Source organism: Paenibacillus kobensis NBRC 15729 (genome assembly GCF_004000825.1).
Taxonomy (GTDB): Bacteria; Bacillota; Bacilli; order Paenibacillales; family Paenibacillaceae; genus Paenibacillus_T; species Paenibacillus_T kobensis.
On the sequence record NZ_BILZ01000025.1, the window covers coordinates 45,648 to 62,205 of the forward strand.

14 protein-coding genes are annotated in these 16,558 nt (G+C 53.4%); all 14 read right to left on the reverse strand.

The window, feature by feature from the left end:
* Nucleotides 1-16 precede the first annotated feature (16 nt).
* Nucleotides 17-967 (reverse strand): ABC transporter permease, encoded by a 951-nt coding sequence (locus tag PKO01S_RS15540; RefSeq protein WP_164779627.1) that lies wholly within the window; start codon nucleotides 965-967, stop codon nucleotides 17-19.
* 7 nt (nucleotides 968-974) lie between these two features.
* Nucleotides 975-1,901: an ABC transporter ATP-binding protein gene (locus PKO01S_RS15545; protein WP_164779628.1), complete on the reverse strand. Its 927-nt coding sequence runs from the start codon at nucleotides 1,899-1,901 to the stop codon at nucleotides 975-977.
* 9 nt (nucleotides 1,902-1,910) lie between these two features.
* Nucleotides 1,911-2,204, reverse strand: a complete 294-nt coding sequence (locus PKO01S_RS15550) for a hypothetical protein (RefSeq protein WP_127532360.1) — start codon at nucleotides 2,202-2,204, stop codon at nucleotides 1,911-1,913.
* 1 nt (nucleotide 2,205) lies between these two features.
* Nucleotides 2,206-2,436 (reverse strand): helix-turn-helix transcriptional regulator, encoded by a 231-nt coding sequence (locus PKO01S_RS15555; RefSeq protein ID WP_127532361.1) that lies wholly within the window; start codon nucleotides 2,434-2,436, stop codon nucleotides 2,206-2,208.
* Between the two features lie 129 nt (nucleotides 2,437-2,565).
* Nucleotides 2,566-5,703, reverse strand: a complete 3,138-nt coding sequence (locus tag PKO01S_RS15560) for a type 2 lanthipeptide synthetase LanM family protein (protein ID WP_127532362.1) — start codon at nucleotides 5,701-5,703, stop codon at nucleotides 2,566-2,568.
* 74 nt (nucleotides 5,704-5,777) lie between these two features.
* Nucleotides 5,778-6,023: a plantaricin C family lantibiotic gene (locus tag PKO01S_RS15565; RefSeq protein ID WP_127532363.1), complete on the reverse strand. Its 246-nt coding sequence runs from the start codon at nucleotides 6,021-6,023 to the stop codon at nucleotides 5,778-5,780.
* Nucleotides 5,983-8,169: a peptidase domain-containing ABC transporter gene (locus tag PKO01S_RS15570; RefSeq protein WP_127532364.1), complete on the reverse strand. Its 2,187-nt coding sequence runs from the start codon at nucleotides 8,167-8,169 to the stop codon at nucleotides 5,983-5,985. Before PKO01S_RS15570 ends, PKO01S_RS15565 begins: the two co-directional genes overlap by 41 nt.
* Nucleotides 8,162-11,293: a type 2 lanthipeptide synthetase LanM gene (lanM, locus tag PKO01S_RS15575; RefSeq protein WP_127532365.1), complete on the reverse strand. Its 3,132-nt coding sequence runs from the start codon at nucleotides 11,291-11,293 to the stop codon at nucleotides 8,162-8,164. Before lanM ends, PKO01S_RS15570 begins: the two co-directional genes overlap by 8 nt.
* A 26-nt stretch (nucleotides 11,294-11,319) precedes the next feature.
* Complete coding sequence (locus tag PKO01S_RS15580; RefSeq protein ID WP_127532366.1) at nucleotides 11,320-11,502, reverse strand: class II lanthipeptide, LchA2/BrtA2 family; 183 nt, start codon at nucleotides 11,500-11,502, stop codon at nucleotides 11,320-11,322.
* Nucleotides 11,503-11,709: 207 nt separating this feature from the next.
* On the reverse strand, nucleotides 11,710-12,330 hold the full coding sequence (locus PKO01S_RS15585) for a response regulator transcription factor (RefSeq protein WP_127532367.1): 621 nt from the start codon (nucleotides 12,328-12,330) through the stop codon (nucleotides 11,710-11,712).
* A 32-nt stretch (nucleotides 12,331-12,362) separates the two neighbouring features.
* Nucleotides 12,363-13,814: a S8 family peptidase gene (locus tag PKO01S_RS15590; RefSeq protein WP_246070590.1), complete on the reverse strand. Its 1,452-nt coding sequence runs from the start codon at nucleotides 13,812-13,814 to the stop codon at nucleotides 12,363-12,365.
* 367 nt (nucleotides 13,815-14,181) lie between these two features.
* Nucleotides 14,182-15,075, reverse strand: coding sequence for a DUF695 domain-containing protein (locus PKO01S_RS15595; protein ID WP_164779629.1), 894 nt, complete (start codon nucleotides 15,073-15,075; stop codon nucleotides 14,182-14,184).
* 155 nt (nucleotides 15,076-15,230) lie between these two features.
* Nucleotides 15,231-15,953: a pirin family protein gene (locus PKO01S_RS15600; RefSeq protein ID WP_127532369.1), complete on the reverse strand. Its 723-nt coding sequence runs from the start codon at nucleotides 15,951-15,953 to the stop codon at nucleotides 15,231-15,233.
* Nucleotides 15,954-16,023: 70 nt separating this feature from the next.
* On the reverse strand, nucleotides 16,024-16,422 hold the full coding sequence (locus PKO01S_RS15605; RefSeq protein ID WP_127532370.1) for a DoxX family protein: 399 nt from the start codon (nucleotides 16,420-16,422) through the stop codon (nucleotides 16,024-16,026).
* Nucleotides 16,423-16,558 lie beyond the last annotated feature (136 nt).

Sequence of the window (16,558 nt, forward strand, 5' to 3'; positions counted from 1 at the left end):
ACCAGGGACGTACCGCTTAACTAAGCGGTACATCCCTGCCGTTTATCGAGCGGTAGGAGATGAGCCAAAACACGGCCAAGTAAGCAGCGGTAACAGCAGCAGAAAAAGCCAGCGTCATGCCCTTAATAAGCGGAGCGCCTTCGAAATACACGTTAAAGTCGGTGTTGGCGAACAGCACGTAGCGCGTCACCTCAAGCTTCGTCGCGAGCAGCCGCGTAGCCATGCCCGCCGAGAAATAAATAAACAACGACACCGCGATCGAAATAGCCGAATGCTTGACGAGCGCCGATATCGTATAGGCGAGCGCCGCCATAATGGACAGCTCCAGCCCCGCCAATGCCCAGTACCGGAGCGTCGATTGAACAAGCGATTGCTCCACGACCGTACCGTCGCTGACGATAAGCCGGACATCTGACCCTCCGAAGCCGAACAGCACGTAGCCGATGAGAAGGGAGACCAGAAGCAGGAAGGCGGTTGCTGTGACCGTCAGCAGCGGAATCATGGCGAATTTGGCATGGAGGAAGGAAGCTCTTGAGGTCGGTTTCAGAAATAACGCTTTGATTGTCCCTTGCTGGTATTCGGCAGCCAGCGTATAAGCGCCGAAGGAAATAATGTAAAGTCCGATCAGCGACAGCAGCAGCTGATTGCTCCGGACAAAATGCCAGGCGCTGCGTTCGTTCTCGGGCTTCAAATGGTGTTCGAGCCTGTACTCATGAATAAGAATATCCTCCTGATTCACTTCGTACATCAACGTGCCGGGACGCAGCTCCTCTTGTGTTGTCTTCAAACTGTCGAGCTGCCGCTGCACTTGTGCCTCCCAGTTGTCCGAAGACGCCGTCTCCGGCTTGACCCCGTATTTCTGATAAGCCCCATTCGCGACAGACAGTGCGAACAATACAGCCATCAGCACGTAGAACAAACGCTGGCGGTGCAACTTCATCCATTCCCCGAATAATACGATCATCATACACATCCTATCCGCTTTGTTTATTTCTCGTCATACGCAAATATTCACTCTCCAGATCGAACGCTTTCTCTCGAATCGATTTCACTGGCAATCCGCCAAGCAACGCAAGCAGTGCCGGATAATGCTCCCGCTCCATCAGGAACGTCAAGACGTTCTCCCCTTGGCGGGTCACGTCGTGAATATAAGATTGCGCGGTCAGCAGCGCATATGCTTGATCACGCTGTTCGAACTCTACTGCGAAGGACAGCACCGCATCTCTGTGGACCTGAGCCGACGGAGTGCCGATCAAGCTCAGCTTCTTGTCGTGCAGCAAGCCGAACCGGTCGCATATTTGCTCCACTTCGCTCAACTGATGACTCGATATAACGACGGCAAGCCCTTTCTCCTTCGCAATGCGCCCGATCAACTGGCGGAAGTCGATAACGCCGCCGGGGTCCAGCCCATTGAGCGGCTCATCTAGAATTAGAAGCGACGGCTCGTTAAGCAGACACTGAGCGATTGCAAGCCGCTGCCGCATGCCAAGCGAATATTGGCCGATGCGTTTATAGACGTAATCAGACATGCCCATCAGCTCGATGACATCGTCCAGTTGCTGCTTCTTGCCGTGCCGCCCGTAGAGACCGCACAAATAGTTTAATTGGTCGATGCCGCGAAAATATTTGTACAAGGCCGGTCCTTCAATAATGGCTCCAAGCTCGCGAAGCGCTTCCTTGCGCCGCTTCTCCAGCGAAAAGCCGCCGATCGATACGGAGCCTGCCGTCGGCCGGATCAAGCTGGCAATCATTCCGAGCGTCGTCGTCTTGCCCGCCCCGTTCTCCCCGATCAGCCCGAATATCTCACCCTTCATGAGCGTGAACGAAACGTCCTCGACGATCATCCGCCCTTGTCTTTGCTTCGTCAGTCCCTTCACCTGCAATGCCGGAGCATGACTCATTCTCATCACCTACATTTTCCAATTATAATAAACCGCTGACGCAACGAACGTTAGATGGGCCATCAGAAGCACGACCATAACCGCTTCCTTAAAGTGCTCGTCAAGCGAATCGATTCCGGAATATTTCGCCACGATGAACAGGATGGCAAGTGCAATCAGCATCACATAATAGGCCATCTGATAAGCGCTTTTCAGAATCGTACTCGTACGCTCATCCTTCCCCCTTGGGAAAATAAAAGCAAAATATAAAGCCGACAGACCGAACACAAGAAGCGCAAGCGGCGTCAAATAAGTCATAAACACGTCAATTCCCCCCCTTCTCCAGTTGATCCGAATGAAACTGGAACACCTCGTTAATATCCGCGTCGAACAGCTCGGCGACCCGGAATGCCAGCATCAAGGACGGATTGTACTTGTTCGCTTCCAGCGACACGACGGTTTGTCTGCTCACCCCCAGCAGCTCGGCCAACTGCTTCTGCGACCATTTGCGGCTAGCCCTCAGCACATGGATCCTATTTTCCAGCCACTGCTCCACTATATCCCTCCCTCCTCAAGAGGATTGTAATATATTTATGACAAAAAGTAAAATATATATTACACAAATAGACCTTTCCACTCATCCGTGGAAAGGTCTCACCTTGTTCCCTCCGCTTCCGACAGCTGTCTAGCGAAGCTCAAGCGTCAATAAGGACGGCACGCGGTCGCGATCGTGAATACGCAGCAGACCGTAACCGATGCTGGCCAGACCGTTCATAACGCCGACCGCATTCACGTCCGCCTTGATCGCGCAGGACGGCTTGAACAGACTCTCAAGGAGCGAACGCTCATATGCAGCCGCCTGAGTCTGAAGCCCAGGATCGCCTGCCTCAGCCGCTTGATTCAAAATGTCCGCATTTCCCATCGCGCCATGACAGAAGGAGAAATTGCCGCCCATCTCCGCTGCAAGCGTCGCCTTCACGGCAGCCGCAACATCCGCTTCCAGCCCTTCGAATTGCGGACAGCGATGCGCCGCAGCAAGGCGGGACAGGAGAATGCCCGGGGCGCCGTGGCACCATGCCAATGAATGCTGGTCCAAGTGATCGCTGAACCAATTGCCGACCTCCGCATCGAATTTCGTATTCTCGTAAGCGACGGCCTCCTTTATGAGCGCGGCAATCTCATCCTGCCGTTGGGAGTAAGGCATGAAGCAACATAACGCATATATTATACCGGCGTTGCCGTGCGAGAAGCCGATGTACGGTTTGCTGTCTTCCCCGCCCGGACTCCATGCGATACCGGTCGGCTGCGACTTCGCATGGGCAGCCAAATGACCGACGACGAGGTCTCCGATTCGCCGCAGCTCGGTATCGCGCTCATAGTCCATGACACGCGCAAGCACCGTCAGTGCCCCTGCGCTGCCGCCGATCATGTCGAACAGCTTGTCTCCCTGCACCAGACGGGGAAGCTCTCGAAGCAAGCGGACTCCCGTGCTTCTTCGCCCCGGATCGTCCAATATGCGTCCGAGCTGATAGAAGGAATACGCCATTCCCCCTAGTCCAAGAAACGCTCCGATATTAATATTGTCCGGTTCGATGAACTGATCCAGCACGAGCTCGATCGGCCGAATAGCCGCCTCGCATGCATGGCGGTACTTCTCTCGGCCCGTCGTCTGCCATAGATAAGCGAAGAATAAGGCAATGCCCGGATTGCCGTCGTACAGCCCCGGCCCCGTTATCGAGAATTGCCACATCGTTTCGCTGCCGCCCTTGGTCACCATGCTTGTCCAGCAATACTCTTCTCCTTGCGGGCCGTCGTGCTTTACGGCCGAGCGAATCAGCACGTCGGCAATCAGCTCCGCCCTGCCCACCAGATCGACCTCGCCGCCATCCGGCGCCGCCCAGCCTTCCAGATCGGCCATCTTAATATCCTCCTCGGCGTACATCGCCGAAATGGTCGAGCGAATAATGGTCAACTGGTTCGCCAGATCCGACTCCGAATAATGCTCAAGCTTGGACAGGCTGCGCTGCAGACCGTCGACCTTGTAGAAGTCGCTGATCCTCTGCTGACGCGAATTCCAGAGGTCGCGGCTGGAAGGTGTCGTATAGAAATATGGAATATCTCCGCCAAGCATATCCTCAATCTCCGATACGGCCGCCCGGCTGACGACATCCGATACGCCAGTCACCCGGTTGAGCAGCAGCTCCCGGTCCAGTTGATTGCGCATAAAGTCGGGGTGGTAGCTTAAGTGCAGCAGTCTTGCATATTTCATTGTACTGGACAATATTTTACGGATCTCGCATTGCGCGAACGTTGTCAGCTTCTCTTTGGTTTCATTGGCATGCTGCATAAAGAACGTGTACACCGCTTCGAAGCCCCGGCATATGGAGTCCAAATAGTCGACGATATTAGCTGATTCGTCGTCGCTGCCGATCGGATTGTTATGTCCCGGCGATACGATGCCGAACTGCTTGGCGAACCTCATCTCGTCGGTGTATGCTCCTTCGACGGTGCTGATTTTGAACGGGCTGATCTGCTCCTCGCGCCCTCCGATTCCGCTAATGTCGAACGGTTGCCGCTTATCTACGGCCACCGGAATTACGCCCGTCGACAGTACCGAATCACGAATGAGCATGAGCGCCTTATTGATGGCTCCACTGTCCGTCAGATCGTGATCGATGCCCAGCGGATGATGGAACAACGACTCCAGATCGATCAGCACCGGTTGATCGCCGCAGGCGATAATATTCTCATAATGAAAGTCCGTCGCGTTCATCGTATGCAGTACGGCAAGCAGCTTGCCTAACCGATAATAGAACCGCTCCGCTTGGCTATCCGTCCCGCTTTGTTCGTGCGCCACGAATTCCATCCAGCCATATCCGTCCCGATTGACGGCGGATACCGTAAGAAGAGGCGCCTGATCGTCCATTCTGTCGTTCATCCACGCCAGCAAGTTCTGGAACGTCTCGTCAATTTTCATATCTCTGGGCTTATAGACGATTCTGCTGCCGCAGCCATACCGAATAATGACGACAGTTCGCCCCTGCTTGTGCGAATCGCCTTGGCCGAGCTCCAGACGCTCGATAACCCGCTCTTCTATTCCGAACTGCTCGGAGAGCAAGGCCCAATCGGCGAAGGAGCGGGATACCGCTTCCAGAATGGAACGCTTGACGTCGCGCGTCTTCTCAGCCAGCAGCCGGAACAGGACCGGATATTCCTGCAGCAGCGCTAGGCGATACGACTCCCGGTTCAAATATTGCTCGACGTAGCTCGAATAACGCTCTTCCGGCGTGCCGCCTGCGAGACTGCCTTCCGTCCGAAGGTAATTGATCTCCAGCATCAGCGTCTTATGCGCAATCGCATATAATTGGTCCAAGTAATATTTGACAATATCGTTCTTGGCGTCCAGGCGAATCTCATGCCGATAGCCGGGCAGCAAATCGTAGAACATCTGGTAATAAAACTCCCGAAGGAACGGCTCAAAGAACGTATAGAACGGAAACGTGCGCAAGGCGATCGTCTCGTAATCGTCCCCCGCTTCCGTTCTCGCTTCCCCCTGCCCCAAATATATGTTCTCTATGTAATCAACCCATTCGGAGCTTGCCCCGAAGTCCTCCGGCTCGTCACGGTCGAAGTGACTGCCGACGAATGCAACGTCTACCTTATACCGCTGCTCTAGCAGGCTGGCGAACTCCGATTGATGTTGCAGGCCGAGCAGCCCCTTCCAATAGGGCAGAGCCATCGTCAGATCCGCTTCTTCCGCAGCGGAAGGGCCGCTTTTGCGCTCACTAATGTTCAGCGCCCGATAAGCATAGGCTGTTGTCATCACACGATCTCCTCTCGCACGACGAAGAGATAAGCTCTTCGCTTATCTCTTCGTCCAATCGCAGAATAAATGAATTATTTGCAAGATTTCTGGCACTCTACCGTCAACGTGCACACGTGGCCGTTGTTGCCGATGAAGTAGCTAGCCGCTGCGCAAGCAAGCGACGTCAGAATCGTCTCTGCCCAGCGAACTTCCGCTGCACCCGTCGCTGCGCCGCCGACGCTCAGAAGCTCGTCAGCGTTCAGCTCAGCGATAGGGTTCTCGATCGGCAGCGCTGCGTTATGAGCTCTGTCGTAAGGATTTTTCCAACCTTTGTTCATTATTTTCACCTCCTTTCATGCCGCTTCGATCGATATACGCCTCAATCAGCAGTTGATAGTAATCGCTTGACTGCAACAGCTGAGCATGCGTCCCGCATGCCGCCACCTGCCCGCGTTCCATCACGACGATTTGATCCGCGTCCATGACGGTAGACAAGCGGTGGGCGATAATGATGCGCGTGCAAGCCAGGTTGGACAAATATTGCTCGATCCGCTGCTCGTTAATGCTGTCCAGCGCATTGGTCGCTTCGTCGAACACGATAATTTTGGGTGAGTGGACCAGACATCTGGCGATCGCAACCCGCTGCCGCTGACCGCCAGACAAGTTGCTGGCCGCCTCAGACAGCACCGTATCGTATTTCATCGGCATCGCTTCGATCTCTTCATGGATTTGAGCTGCTTGGGCCGCCCGAACGACCTCCTCCAACCCGACCTCCGGATAATTGCCCTTGATGTTCTCCAGTATCGATTGATTAAACAAGTAAGGCTGTTGGTTGACGATGCCCATCTGCCGGCGGATATGCGGCTTGTCGAGCTCGGCCAGATCGTGATCGTCATACATGACGTTGCCTGCGCTTGGCTCATACAAGCCGACAAGCAAATTCGCAAGCGTGCTCTTGCCAGAGCCGGAGGCGCCAATGACAGCAACCTTCTGGCCCGCCTCGATGTTCAGGCTGATATCTTTGAGCACCGGGTCGGCATATTTCGTATAAGCGTAAGACACGCCGTCCAACCGGACATTCCCTTCGAGTTGGTGCTGAAGGTATGTCTTGTTCGGGTCCGATTCAACCGGAGTATCCATCACGTCCTGCACTCGACGCAAATAGACTTTCAACTGAAAGAACGTCTCGAACGACAGAATGAGCGAGTTCGCCGTCGCGATAAAATAAGCGGCGATCGACTGGAAGGCGATAAGCTCGCCGATCGTCATCTGCCCGCTGCTGACCCTCGTCGCCCCGATCCAGATGATGAACATCGGAATGTAGAACGTCAGCGAGCCGGAGAAGCCGTTGAGCAGGCCGAACAGCCTCTCCCGCCGCATGAACGTCTGCACGTACTGCGAATACAAGCGGTGCCAACGTGCCGATACGTTCTTCTCCGCGCCGGAGATTTTAATGTTCAGCATCCCTTGCACCGATTCGTTCTGCAGCGAGAACAGCTTCGTATCTTTCGCCAGCTCATCCCTGTTCGCCTCGTGCAAGAATGGCCGAATCGCATAAATCCCCAGATACAGCACGCCGACGAACAGGAAGATGAATAACGACAAGTACATCGATTTGGAAATCATATACCCGACGATGACGACCAGCAGGATGCAGTCCAGAAAGCTCTTCATCACCTGGTTCGCAACGATCATGCGGATTGACCGCAGGTTGGAGAACCGGTACATCAAGTCGCCCGAGCTTCGGACCTGGAAGAAGCTGTACGGGATCGCCAGCATCCTTCCGAAGAATCCGCCCGACAGCTCGAAGTCGACGTTGCGGAATACGCGAATCATCGTCTCGTTCATCAGAAGACTGAAGGCGAAGTAGAGCACCAGCGCAAGCAGCAGGCTTTGAATATAGAGCGCCGTCGAGCTGCCGCTCTGCTTGACCAACAGATCGTCGATCATATGCTGGATAAATATCGGCGAGATCAGTGCGAACGCCTGCAACGAAATGTTGGAGGCCAGCATAAAAACCAGCATCCGCGGCTTCTTGAACAGCAGCTTCAAATAGGGCTTCCACAGGCTCTTCGGCCTCTGCTTCACGAAGCTCTCGCCCGGCTCCGCCCACAGCACGTAGCGGGAGAACTTCGCCGAGAATTCCTCCTCGCTCAGCTTGGCTCTGCCGTTAGCCGGATCGAGGATATAATAGCGGCCGTTCTTAATCCGTTCCAGCACGATAAAATGCTTCTGCTCCCAGTAGCAAATGAGCGGTCCGTCCAGCTGCGACAATCGTTCCATTTTAAAGCATTTGACCTTAAAGCCAAGCTCCTCGGACAACCGCTTCAGCTCGAACAGCGTATTGCCGTCCCGCCCGCTGCCAATCCGGTCGCGCAGCTCGAACAGCGACAAATGCTTGCCGTAATATCCGCTGATCATCGCGACGCATGCAAGGCCGCATTCGGTCTGACTCATCTGTTCAATAAACGGGACTTTACGCATCGATGACGGCGACTCCCTTCCCGGATGGAAACCCTAGCGTCAGCAAGGACGGAATGCTGCGGTTATGAAGTCGCAGCAGCGTCCAGCCGACCCCCGTTACTCCTAACATCAAACCTGCAAGACTTCTCGCCTTCATTCCTTCGAGCTTGCTTCGAATATCCGCCCGCTGAAGCGACTGTTCGACGCATCGTTCGATGGCGGGCTTGAATTCGCGCCCCCATTCGGCTATCGAGATATCGAGCAAGATATTGAGATTGCCGAACAATCCATGACAGAGCGATAAGCGGGGCAAGCTGCCAGTCGCTTTCATTACGGCGTCCATAACGCCCGTCAACTGCGCCGGCTTTAAGCCTGAATCTTGCGCCAGCACTCGTCCGAGCAGCACGCCTGGAGCGCCGTGGCACCAGTAGTTGGAGGCGAATGGACTTGCGGCATGCTCTCTGAGGTCTCGCCAGTTGCAGTGCGCCTCGTCGAAGTTCGACGCTTCGAATTCGGCAAGCTTGTCCCTCAGCCCGCGGCCTTCCCGCCATCCGCATTGCTTCTCCAGCTTGTCGAGTGCATAGATCAGTCCGGACGATCCGTGAGCGAAGCCCGTCCATGCGGTCGGCGCTGACTTCAGCCGATCGAGCATACGCCGACCGTAGAGCACCGCCGTATCGTAAGCCGCCTGTTCACGGGTCAGCGTCCATATATTCGTGCACAGAGTCGCGATACCGGCATAACCGTCCAAATAATCGACAATCGGCTCGGTTTCCTTGTATCCGTTCCCCTGCGTAATTTCAATTCCGGATTGCGGAGCGCTGCGGATCGAATCCAGCAGCTCCATTGCAAATTGCCTTGCATCGGGAAACTCGAACAGCTCGTTCAAGTAGATGCCGGCATATACGACCGACCCCATACCGTTAAAGACAGAAGGAGACATATCGCCTTTTATTCGTGCGAATACCGACGTGACGAATCGGAAGCTCTTAACCGCAATGTCACGATATTTCTGTTCTTTCGTTTGCTCGTACATTTGGCCCAGAAAGACCGTCATTCCCATAATCCCGCTGTACAGCGAGAAATCCAAAGCCTGCCACATACATCGTTCATCTTGATTGCGTACTCCAATCCAGCTTGCATATTGATCGTCCTCGATCGCCTGCTCTGTCAAATAATCCGCAATACGCCGCGCCTCAGACATCGGATCGAACAAATGCCCTTCCTCTTCACTCTTGCTCCCTGGCAGCGCCTCGACCGCAGCGGCTTCCATTTCCCGAATCTCGTTATAATGCAGCGACGCCGACATCAATCTCATTTGGAAAGCCTTGTCTTCTTCTCCGAGACGGTCGATCTGCCCGCGAATGATGTCAAGACTCGACTGCGTAAAAACACCGTCTATTACAGCTCCGCGACAGTCCGTTACGGACGTGCCGTCCAGACCGAACGTAAAGTAAGGAATGTCGTTGTTCAGCAAATCTTGAATTTCGCTCCATACGACGCGCTCGAACGACGGCTCCGCTTTCGTAATGTTCCAAAGCATCTCCAGCAGCAACTCGCGTTTCAATCCGTCTCCCATATTGTCCGGATGTACGGATGCGGTCAGGAAACGTCCATAAAGATAGGTCGGGCGCAGCAGCGCTCTGCATCGAACATGAGTGAACAGCGACGACACGACATCGAACAAACGCTCTTGCTCCTGGATGTAGATGCGGTAAACATTCTCAAATCCCCGCATAATATCTCCGACATATTGCACCGGATTAATGATTTCTCCGTTCAATTGAACCAGATGGCGGTCGTGGGAAGTAACGAACGGAATTTGCTCATAACGCAGCGGTCCGCCTTCTTCGCTCTTGAGCGCCCACCCCGTCATATTGCCGGATACCTGATCGGGCTTGCCGGCAATTCCGCTAATATCGAAATCGAACCTCATATTAAACAGCTGGCCGGTCGGATACAGCCCCGATGTCAGTACGGTGCGCTGAATCTCCGATGCCGGAAAAGGCACTACGCCGGTCTTGAAGATCGAATTGGAAATAACGGTCTCCATATCGATGACAAAAGGCATTTCCCCGCTGGCCACGATGTTCTCATAATGCATATCCGTCGACTGAAACAGATGAAAAATGCCGCTCAGCACTCCCATCCGGTAATAATAACGTGCGACCTGCTCCTCGTTCGCACAAGTCTGATGCCCAATATATTGCTGCCATCCGTAATGTCCCCGGTCAATCGTCCTCGCGGCAAGCGGACCGTCCTCCAATCCGCTGCGCTCCAGGAAGTCGAGCCATTGCGCGAATGCCATATCGGTCTGCAGCGACCTGGGCTTGTAGACAACCGTCGTACCGTTATCAAAATGCAGCAGCGTTACCGTCCGACCGTCTTGATGCGAATCTCCCGCGCTCATGGCAATGCGCTGCAGCACGGCTGGCATACCGCCTAACAAGGTATCCTGAAGCTGGGCATAATCTTCCTCCAGCCTGCCGAACAATTCCATACCGTTGCGCACCGCTCTTGCCGCTTGCTCCGCCATCATACGTGCTAATACCGGATACTGCCGCAGAATACGTGTCCAGGCCTCCGCATCGTCAGCCCATTCGCCGATGTAAGCCTCTAACGTCAATTCCGGCTTCGACTCCCGGCACAGATGAAAGTCGTATACGACAACTTTATCGCTTAGCATCCGCAAGTCGCTCATCCAATTCTGCATCGCATGATGGATCACTTCATCCCCCATGATGGGCTTCATGCGCTCCAGAAGACCGCCGCTCCACATCATCTGTTCGATATAGTGCAAGAACGGGGCGGTGAATAAAGCGATTCCAAGCTGCAGGTTGCTTCGCATCCAATAAGGCGTCGGCCAAAGCTTCAGAACATCCTCAAGCGTCTGCTCCCACTGCATATCGGTAACGGAGGGGATACCGCCGCTTTGCAGCATGCTGACGAAGGCTGCTTTATCGGTCCCTCTCATCTGCAGCCGGCTGCCGAACACTTCGGGCGAAGAGCCTGAACGGGCTAACCACGGAGCGAGTGCCTCCGTTTCGGACAGGGCGGCGGCACCTTGCCGCTGCGTCTTGCTAGTCCCTCTCTCCGACATGTAAGCAGCCTTCGCATAGGGACGATAAGTATCCACCGTCGTCACGATATCCCCACCTTCATTCGCTTAAATTAGCATTTCGTCGAACATGCCGTCGTCGGGCACGATCTGCTGGAATCTTGAATCGTATAGATGATTACTGGCGGGATAATCGCGCACGGCCACGAACTGCGCTGTTCAACTTCAGCAGCGCCGGACAGTTCCATCAATTCGGACTCGTTCACTTCGCCGATCATATCGATTGCTCGCATCATTATTCACCTCCTTTCATTGTTGGCGATGCATTCCAGTATTGCTTCGATCTCTTGTCATCATCTTATCAAGCAATCGGACTGCCGAATATCGTGGCAATCCACACACTTCCATGTGGTTTCCCACATTTCACACTCCCTGCGGAAGATCGAATGAATAAAAGCCTGCGGGGAGCGCTTCCGATCGGAAACGCTCCCCGCAGGCTTGGATCACACAGGAGTCTGCCAATATTTCGCCACCGCTTCTACCCGGTTTCTTACGCCCAGCTTGCGGTAAATTTTGCTCAAATACGTCTCGATTGTCCGCACGCTAAGGTGCATGCTCTTGGCAATTTCCTTATTCGTGCTGCCGCCCGCCACCTGCTCCATCACGGTACGCTCCGAATGCGTCAGATTCGGTTGCACATCCGAAGACGCATTGCGCAGCTCGACCAGCTCCGCCATACGCGTAGGGAGGATGGAGAAGCCGCATAGCTCTCCCTCCATTGCGACCATGAGCTGCCGCTGGGTGGAATAAGCGGGAAGGTAGCTGACAATTCCCGAGCTCCAGAAATCTTCCACCATCAATTCATCCTCCCGCTCATATAACGCGATAATATGATTGATGATCTTATTCCGCTTCAGCTCGCGAACGAGATCGAGCGATTGGTTTATAAGCGCGCTTTCGACTAGAAGGATGTTCGGACGGGACTTCACGAGCATCTCACGCTCAATACAGTTGCTCGTCATCACTTTATCGATGAAATGAAACTGCTCGATCAGAAACTTCAATCCGAAGAGCAGCGTTCCTTGCTGCATAATGATCATTGAACTGTAATGGTGTGCCAGCACAAGCTCCACCTCTGTCCTTATATACTTCCCTCTTATCGGGTAACTGCCTTGTATACGTTTAAGATGCCGCTTCCATAAAACGACGAGTCTTTGCCACTGCTGTCGACACCGTATTTATACAAATGCCGTTCCGCCTGCGCCGGCTTATTCTTTAATCCATATTTGCCGATGATTAACCCAAGGGCTGCCGATACTTTCGGTGTCGCAACTGAAGTGCCGGCCATAAAGCCGTACCCTCCGCCGACGACCGTGCTGATGACCTGTTCCTTTTCATACCAGCCTTCCGCTAACCACCGGTCTATTCCATACTGCTCATAATACCGGTAGTCTCCTCCCGGAGCACTAATGTCGACCAATCCTCTGCCATAATTCGAGAACAACGACAATTCATTCGTTGGTCCTACGGATGCAACCGTTACAACGTTCGGCAGCGAAGCCGGCACATCGAATACTTTACCTTTGAACGTAACGCCGTCCTCGGCCATCTTCGCCCGCATAAATTGCTCGAACTGCTTACGGTCCTTCTCGTTGACGCCGTCGTTGCCGACGGCCGCTACGACAACCGAGCCTCTGTCGCGAGCATACTCGATAGCCCGCTTGTATCCCTCAATCTCGACAAGTTCCTCGTTGCTTTTCCCTTCCGATGAGAACGTAAGCCCTTTAATCAAATAGCTTCCAAGACTGAGATTAATAACATCTACGTCGTCCTTGGCGGCCTCTACGATCGCTTTAATGACCCAGATCGTCTCCGCTGATCCGCTGCCGAATACACGGTAGGACCGTATTCCGATATGCGGCGCAATTCCTTTGATCATGCCGTCCGCCGCCACTTGCCCGGCGACGAACGTGCCATGGCCGGTCAGATCGTTCGTTTGGTTCACATTCCCGCTCTCCTGCGGCTCGCCGCCACGGAACCCCCCTGCCGGGACGAGATTGCGGGAACCCGGCTTAATATTGGCGGCCAGATCCGGATGAGGATAAAGGCCGGAATCGATTATGCCGACTATTACCTTTGAGGAACCCTCGTAGACATTGTAGCTTGACCCATTACGGGTCGACTGCTGCATATCCCACTGCAGATCCCACAGATAGGGCAGCGTAGCCAATGAAACGGTTCGCTCGTCTTGCGCCGGCTCCAGCGCCCGGACGGATCGGTTGAAGCTCTCGACCTGGCTGTCAGCCGCTAACCGGCCGGAATAGCCCGCCTTCCCTTTGACTTGAATCAATCCAAGCTCCCTGACCTCGTACACAACCTGGAACCCTTCCTGCTTCACCTTCGCTACAAATCGATCATACGGGATGTCATTCTTCTTTATAAGCGTATAATAGTGATCTTCTTCGGATAGGCCGTTGTAGGAGCCGGCCGTTACCGGAGTTATCATCACGATCAAGCTTGCGATTAATAGGAGCGGGAACCACCTCCATGATAAACCAGATGCCTCCCGGCGCACAGAATCGTTCTCTACTCTCAATATCCGCCTCACGATTTACCTCCCCTAATCTATGATAAATTTAGCAGCCAGGCTGACCGCCTCTCCAAAATTAGATATCAATCCCCCCCATCTCGCCAAAGTTCTGCTTGCTATTCCGGCAATACCTGATTGCCTCCGACACATTATATACCAAAGTCAAAACTTTTAAAATTCAGACTATTTATCTATTAACTGGAAGAACAGGGAAAGTAAAACCTTTCTCCTATCTATCTTCCGCTAAGTTCGTCAGTCTATGTAGAATGGAGGGCCAACGATATATGACGGAAGCCCTTTCGACTCGATCCCTCTTTCAAGAGGGAAGCACTATTTTTCCGACAAAAAAACGGTCCCTCTGCCCCTTGAGCAGAAGAACCGTTTATTATGGCTTCCAAGAGTCGCTTCGTTTGCCATTCATGGAATTGCCCATTATTCGGCGCATGAACGCCTTAAACCGTGCCGAAAAAGACAGCTGCATAGCGGAGCCCCATCCGTCATATTTGCCTTCCTTGCCGTTAAGCAGACGGTACAGTTCATCGACCCGCCGGTTGAGCGTATCGAGCTTCACATCGTCTTGTCTGCTAATGACGAGCGGATACGGATAATCCGGTTCCGGATCGCCGCTTTTCCCCTCTTCGATCCGATAGCCGAGCCTCTCAAGCGTCTGCTTCATTCCGATTCGGTCATCGTTGTGGCGGAACAACAGCCAATGATATACCGTTCGCTGACGGTTGATCCGATCACCGTGGTGGGCAAGTGCATAAACCATCTGCGCATTATGAATGAGAAGCTGTTCCCTGTCGTCGGGCAGCATATATTTATAAAATTCCCAATTCGAATCCGGCTTTCGGTACAGCTGCGCGCGAATTTCCTTATTCTGCTGGATAAGCGTCTTCAGCAGGCGGTCGTCGTAATCGCTTCGCACATAATAGTAGAACTCCAGCTTCGATTCCGTATGCAGCCGGCCTACATAATAATGCTCACCAGCCCCGGACATCGCCTGTTCCAGGCGGGTTGCCCAGCCTTCAAGCTCAAGCACTGCATCGGCTCTTCGTTTGCCGCTGTGTGACAGACGGTAGACGTTCACCGTAACCGACAGCAGCTCGTCGAATGATTCGATCGGATAATCAGATTTATATCCGGAATTGACAAGCAGCCGCAAATGCTCACTGTTCGTTCGCCGTTCAAAAAATCCCCAGTCTTCTCCTGTCTTTTCCGTAAAGATTACCTCTCTATCCTGCCATGTTGTCGCCGAATGACCGACTGACGCCGTCAATGCCGATGAGCCTATTATACTGCAATTGCTATATCGAACCAACCTACGATTTGCCTAGATTCGTATAGGTTCGCGTGCAATTATACCGTAATTCGCCGAAATAAGCCAAATAGCCGAGCCCTGGGAATGACTTTTCCCAGAACTCAGCATAGGCTTTAAGGCAAGTCGATCACAAGCAACCGGCTTTCGCCATGCCCCGACAGCAATAGCTCAGAGCTTCCTTCCACCCGCGCCGAATCTCTGCGGCCGAGCCGTACGTCTTGCTCTCCCGCTCGAACGCCGACGCTTCCTTCCAGCACGAACAGAAATACTCGGCGTCCATCCGCTTGCCGGAAGGTCAGCGTCTCATCGGACGACAATTCCGTCAAGTACATCGTCATATCTTGATGAATCTGCGCGACAGCACCTGACTTTTGCAAGGCTGCATCGCCGCTGACGACTGGTACGAGTTTTCCTCTTAGGTCGTCGACAGGAAAGGACGATGTCTCGTAAGAAGGGTCAAGCCCGGGCGTCTGAGGCAAGAACCACATTTGCAGCAGCGAAACCGGCTCGTCAGAAGAAGGATTCATTTCGGAATGAAACACCCCGCTCCCCGCTGACATGCGTTGAATACCGCCCCATGTCGTAACCGCTTGATTGCCGAGGCTGTCCCGATGCTCCAGCTTACCGCTTAACACGAGAGTGACAATCTCCATCTCGCGGTGAGGATGCATACCGAAGCCGTTGCCTCCCTCAATATAGTCGTCATTCAGAACCCGCATCGGACCGAACTGCAAATTGTTCGGATCGTAATAATCAGCGAACGAGAAACTGAAAGCAGTGTGCAGCCAGCCGTGGCTTGCTTGGTAACGTTGATCGGCATTATAGACTTGTATCATGTTTGCTGCTCCCCTTTGTCTAAGTCGTTATGCCGTGAAGTGACGGCAGCGGCGAAAACCGCTTATGCCCTTATTTTAACAGTGCGTCAATCGAATACTCGCCAGCACCAGTCAAGGCAATACCGAGCGCAACCGCAATGAGCACTAGATTATATTCATACCCATTCTGCGTCACCCACAGCCCGTTTTTGAAATGAACCTTCGCAGCTGCCATCAGCATCGTTACGATAATGAACGCCGCGCCGAGCCAAGTCACCAGACCGAAGCCGAACAACAATCCGCCAATTAACTCTCCTGCTCCGGCAGCGAACGCCATCATGACGCCTGGTTTCAGTCCAATCGATTCCAGCCATCCGCCCGTTCCTTTCAACCCGTATCCCCCGAACCATCCGAACAGCTTCTGCGCTCCATGACCGACAAATAACAGACCAATAATTACCCGAATAATAAGAAGCCCCGTATCTAACATATTAACCTCTCCTCTTGTTCCGACTGCTGCGGAACGTTTTGTTTTGTTGTTGATTGAATAATAATATAAGTTACTTACTTTAGTCAAGTATATAAACATAATAAAGTTTTTTAGTCCGATCACCCTGTATCACTTA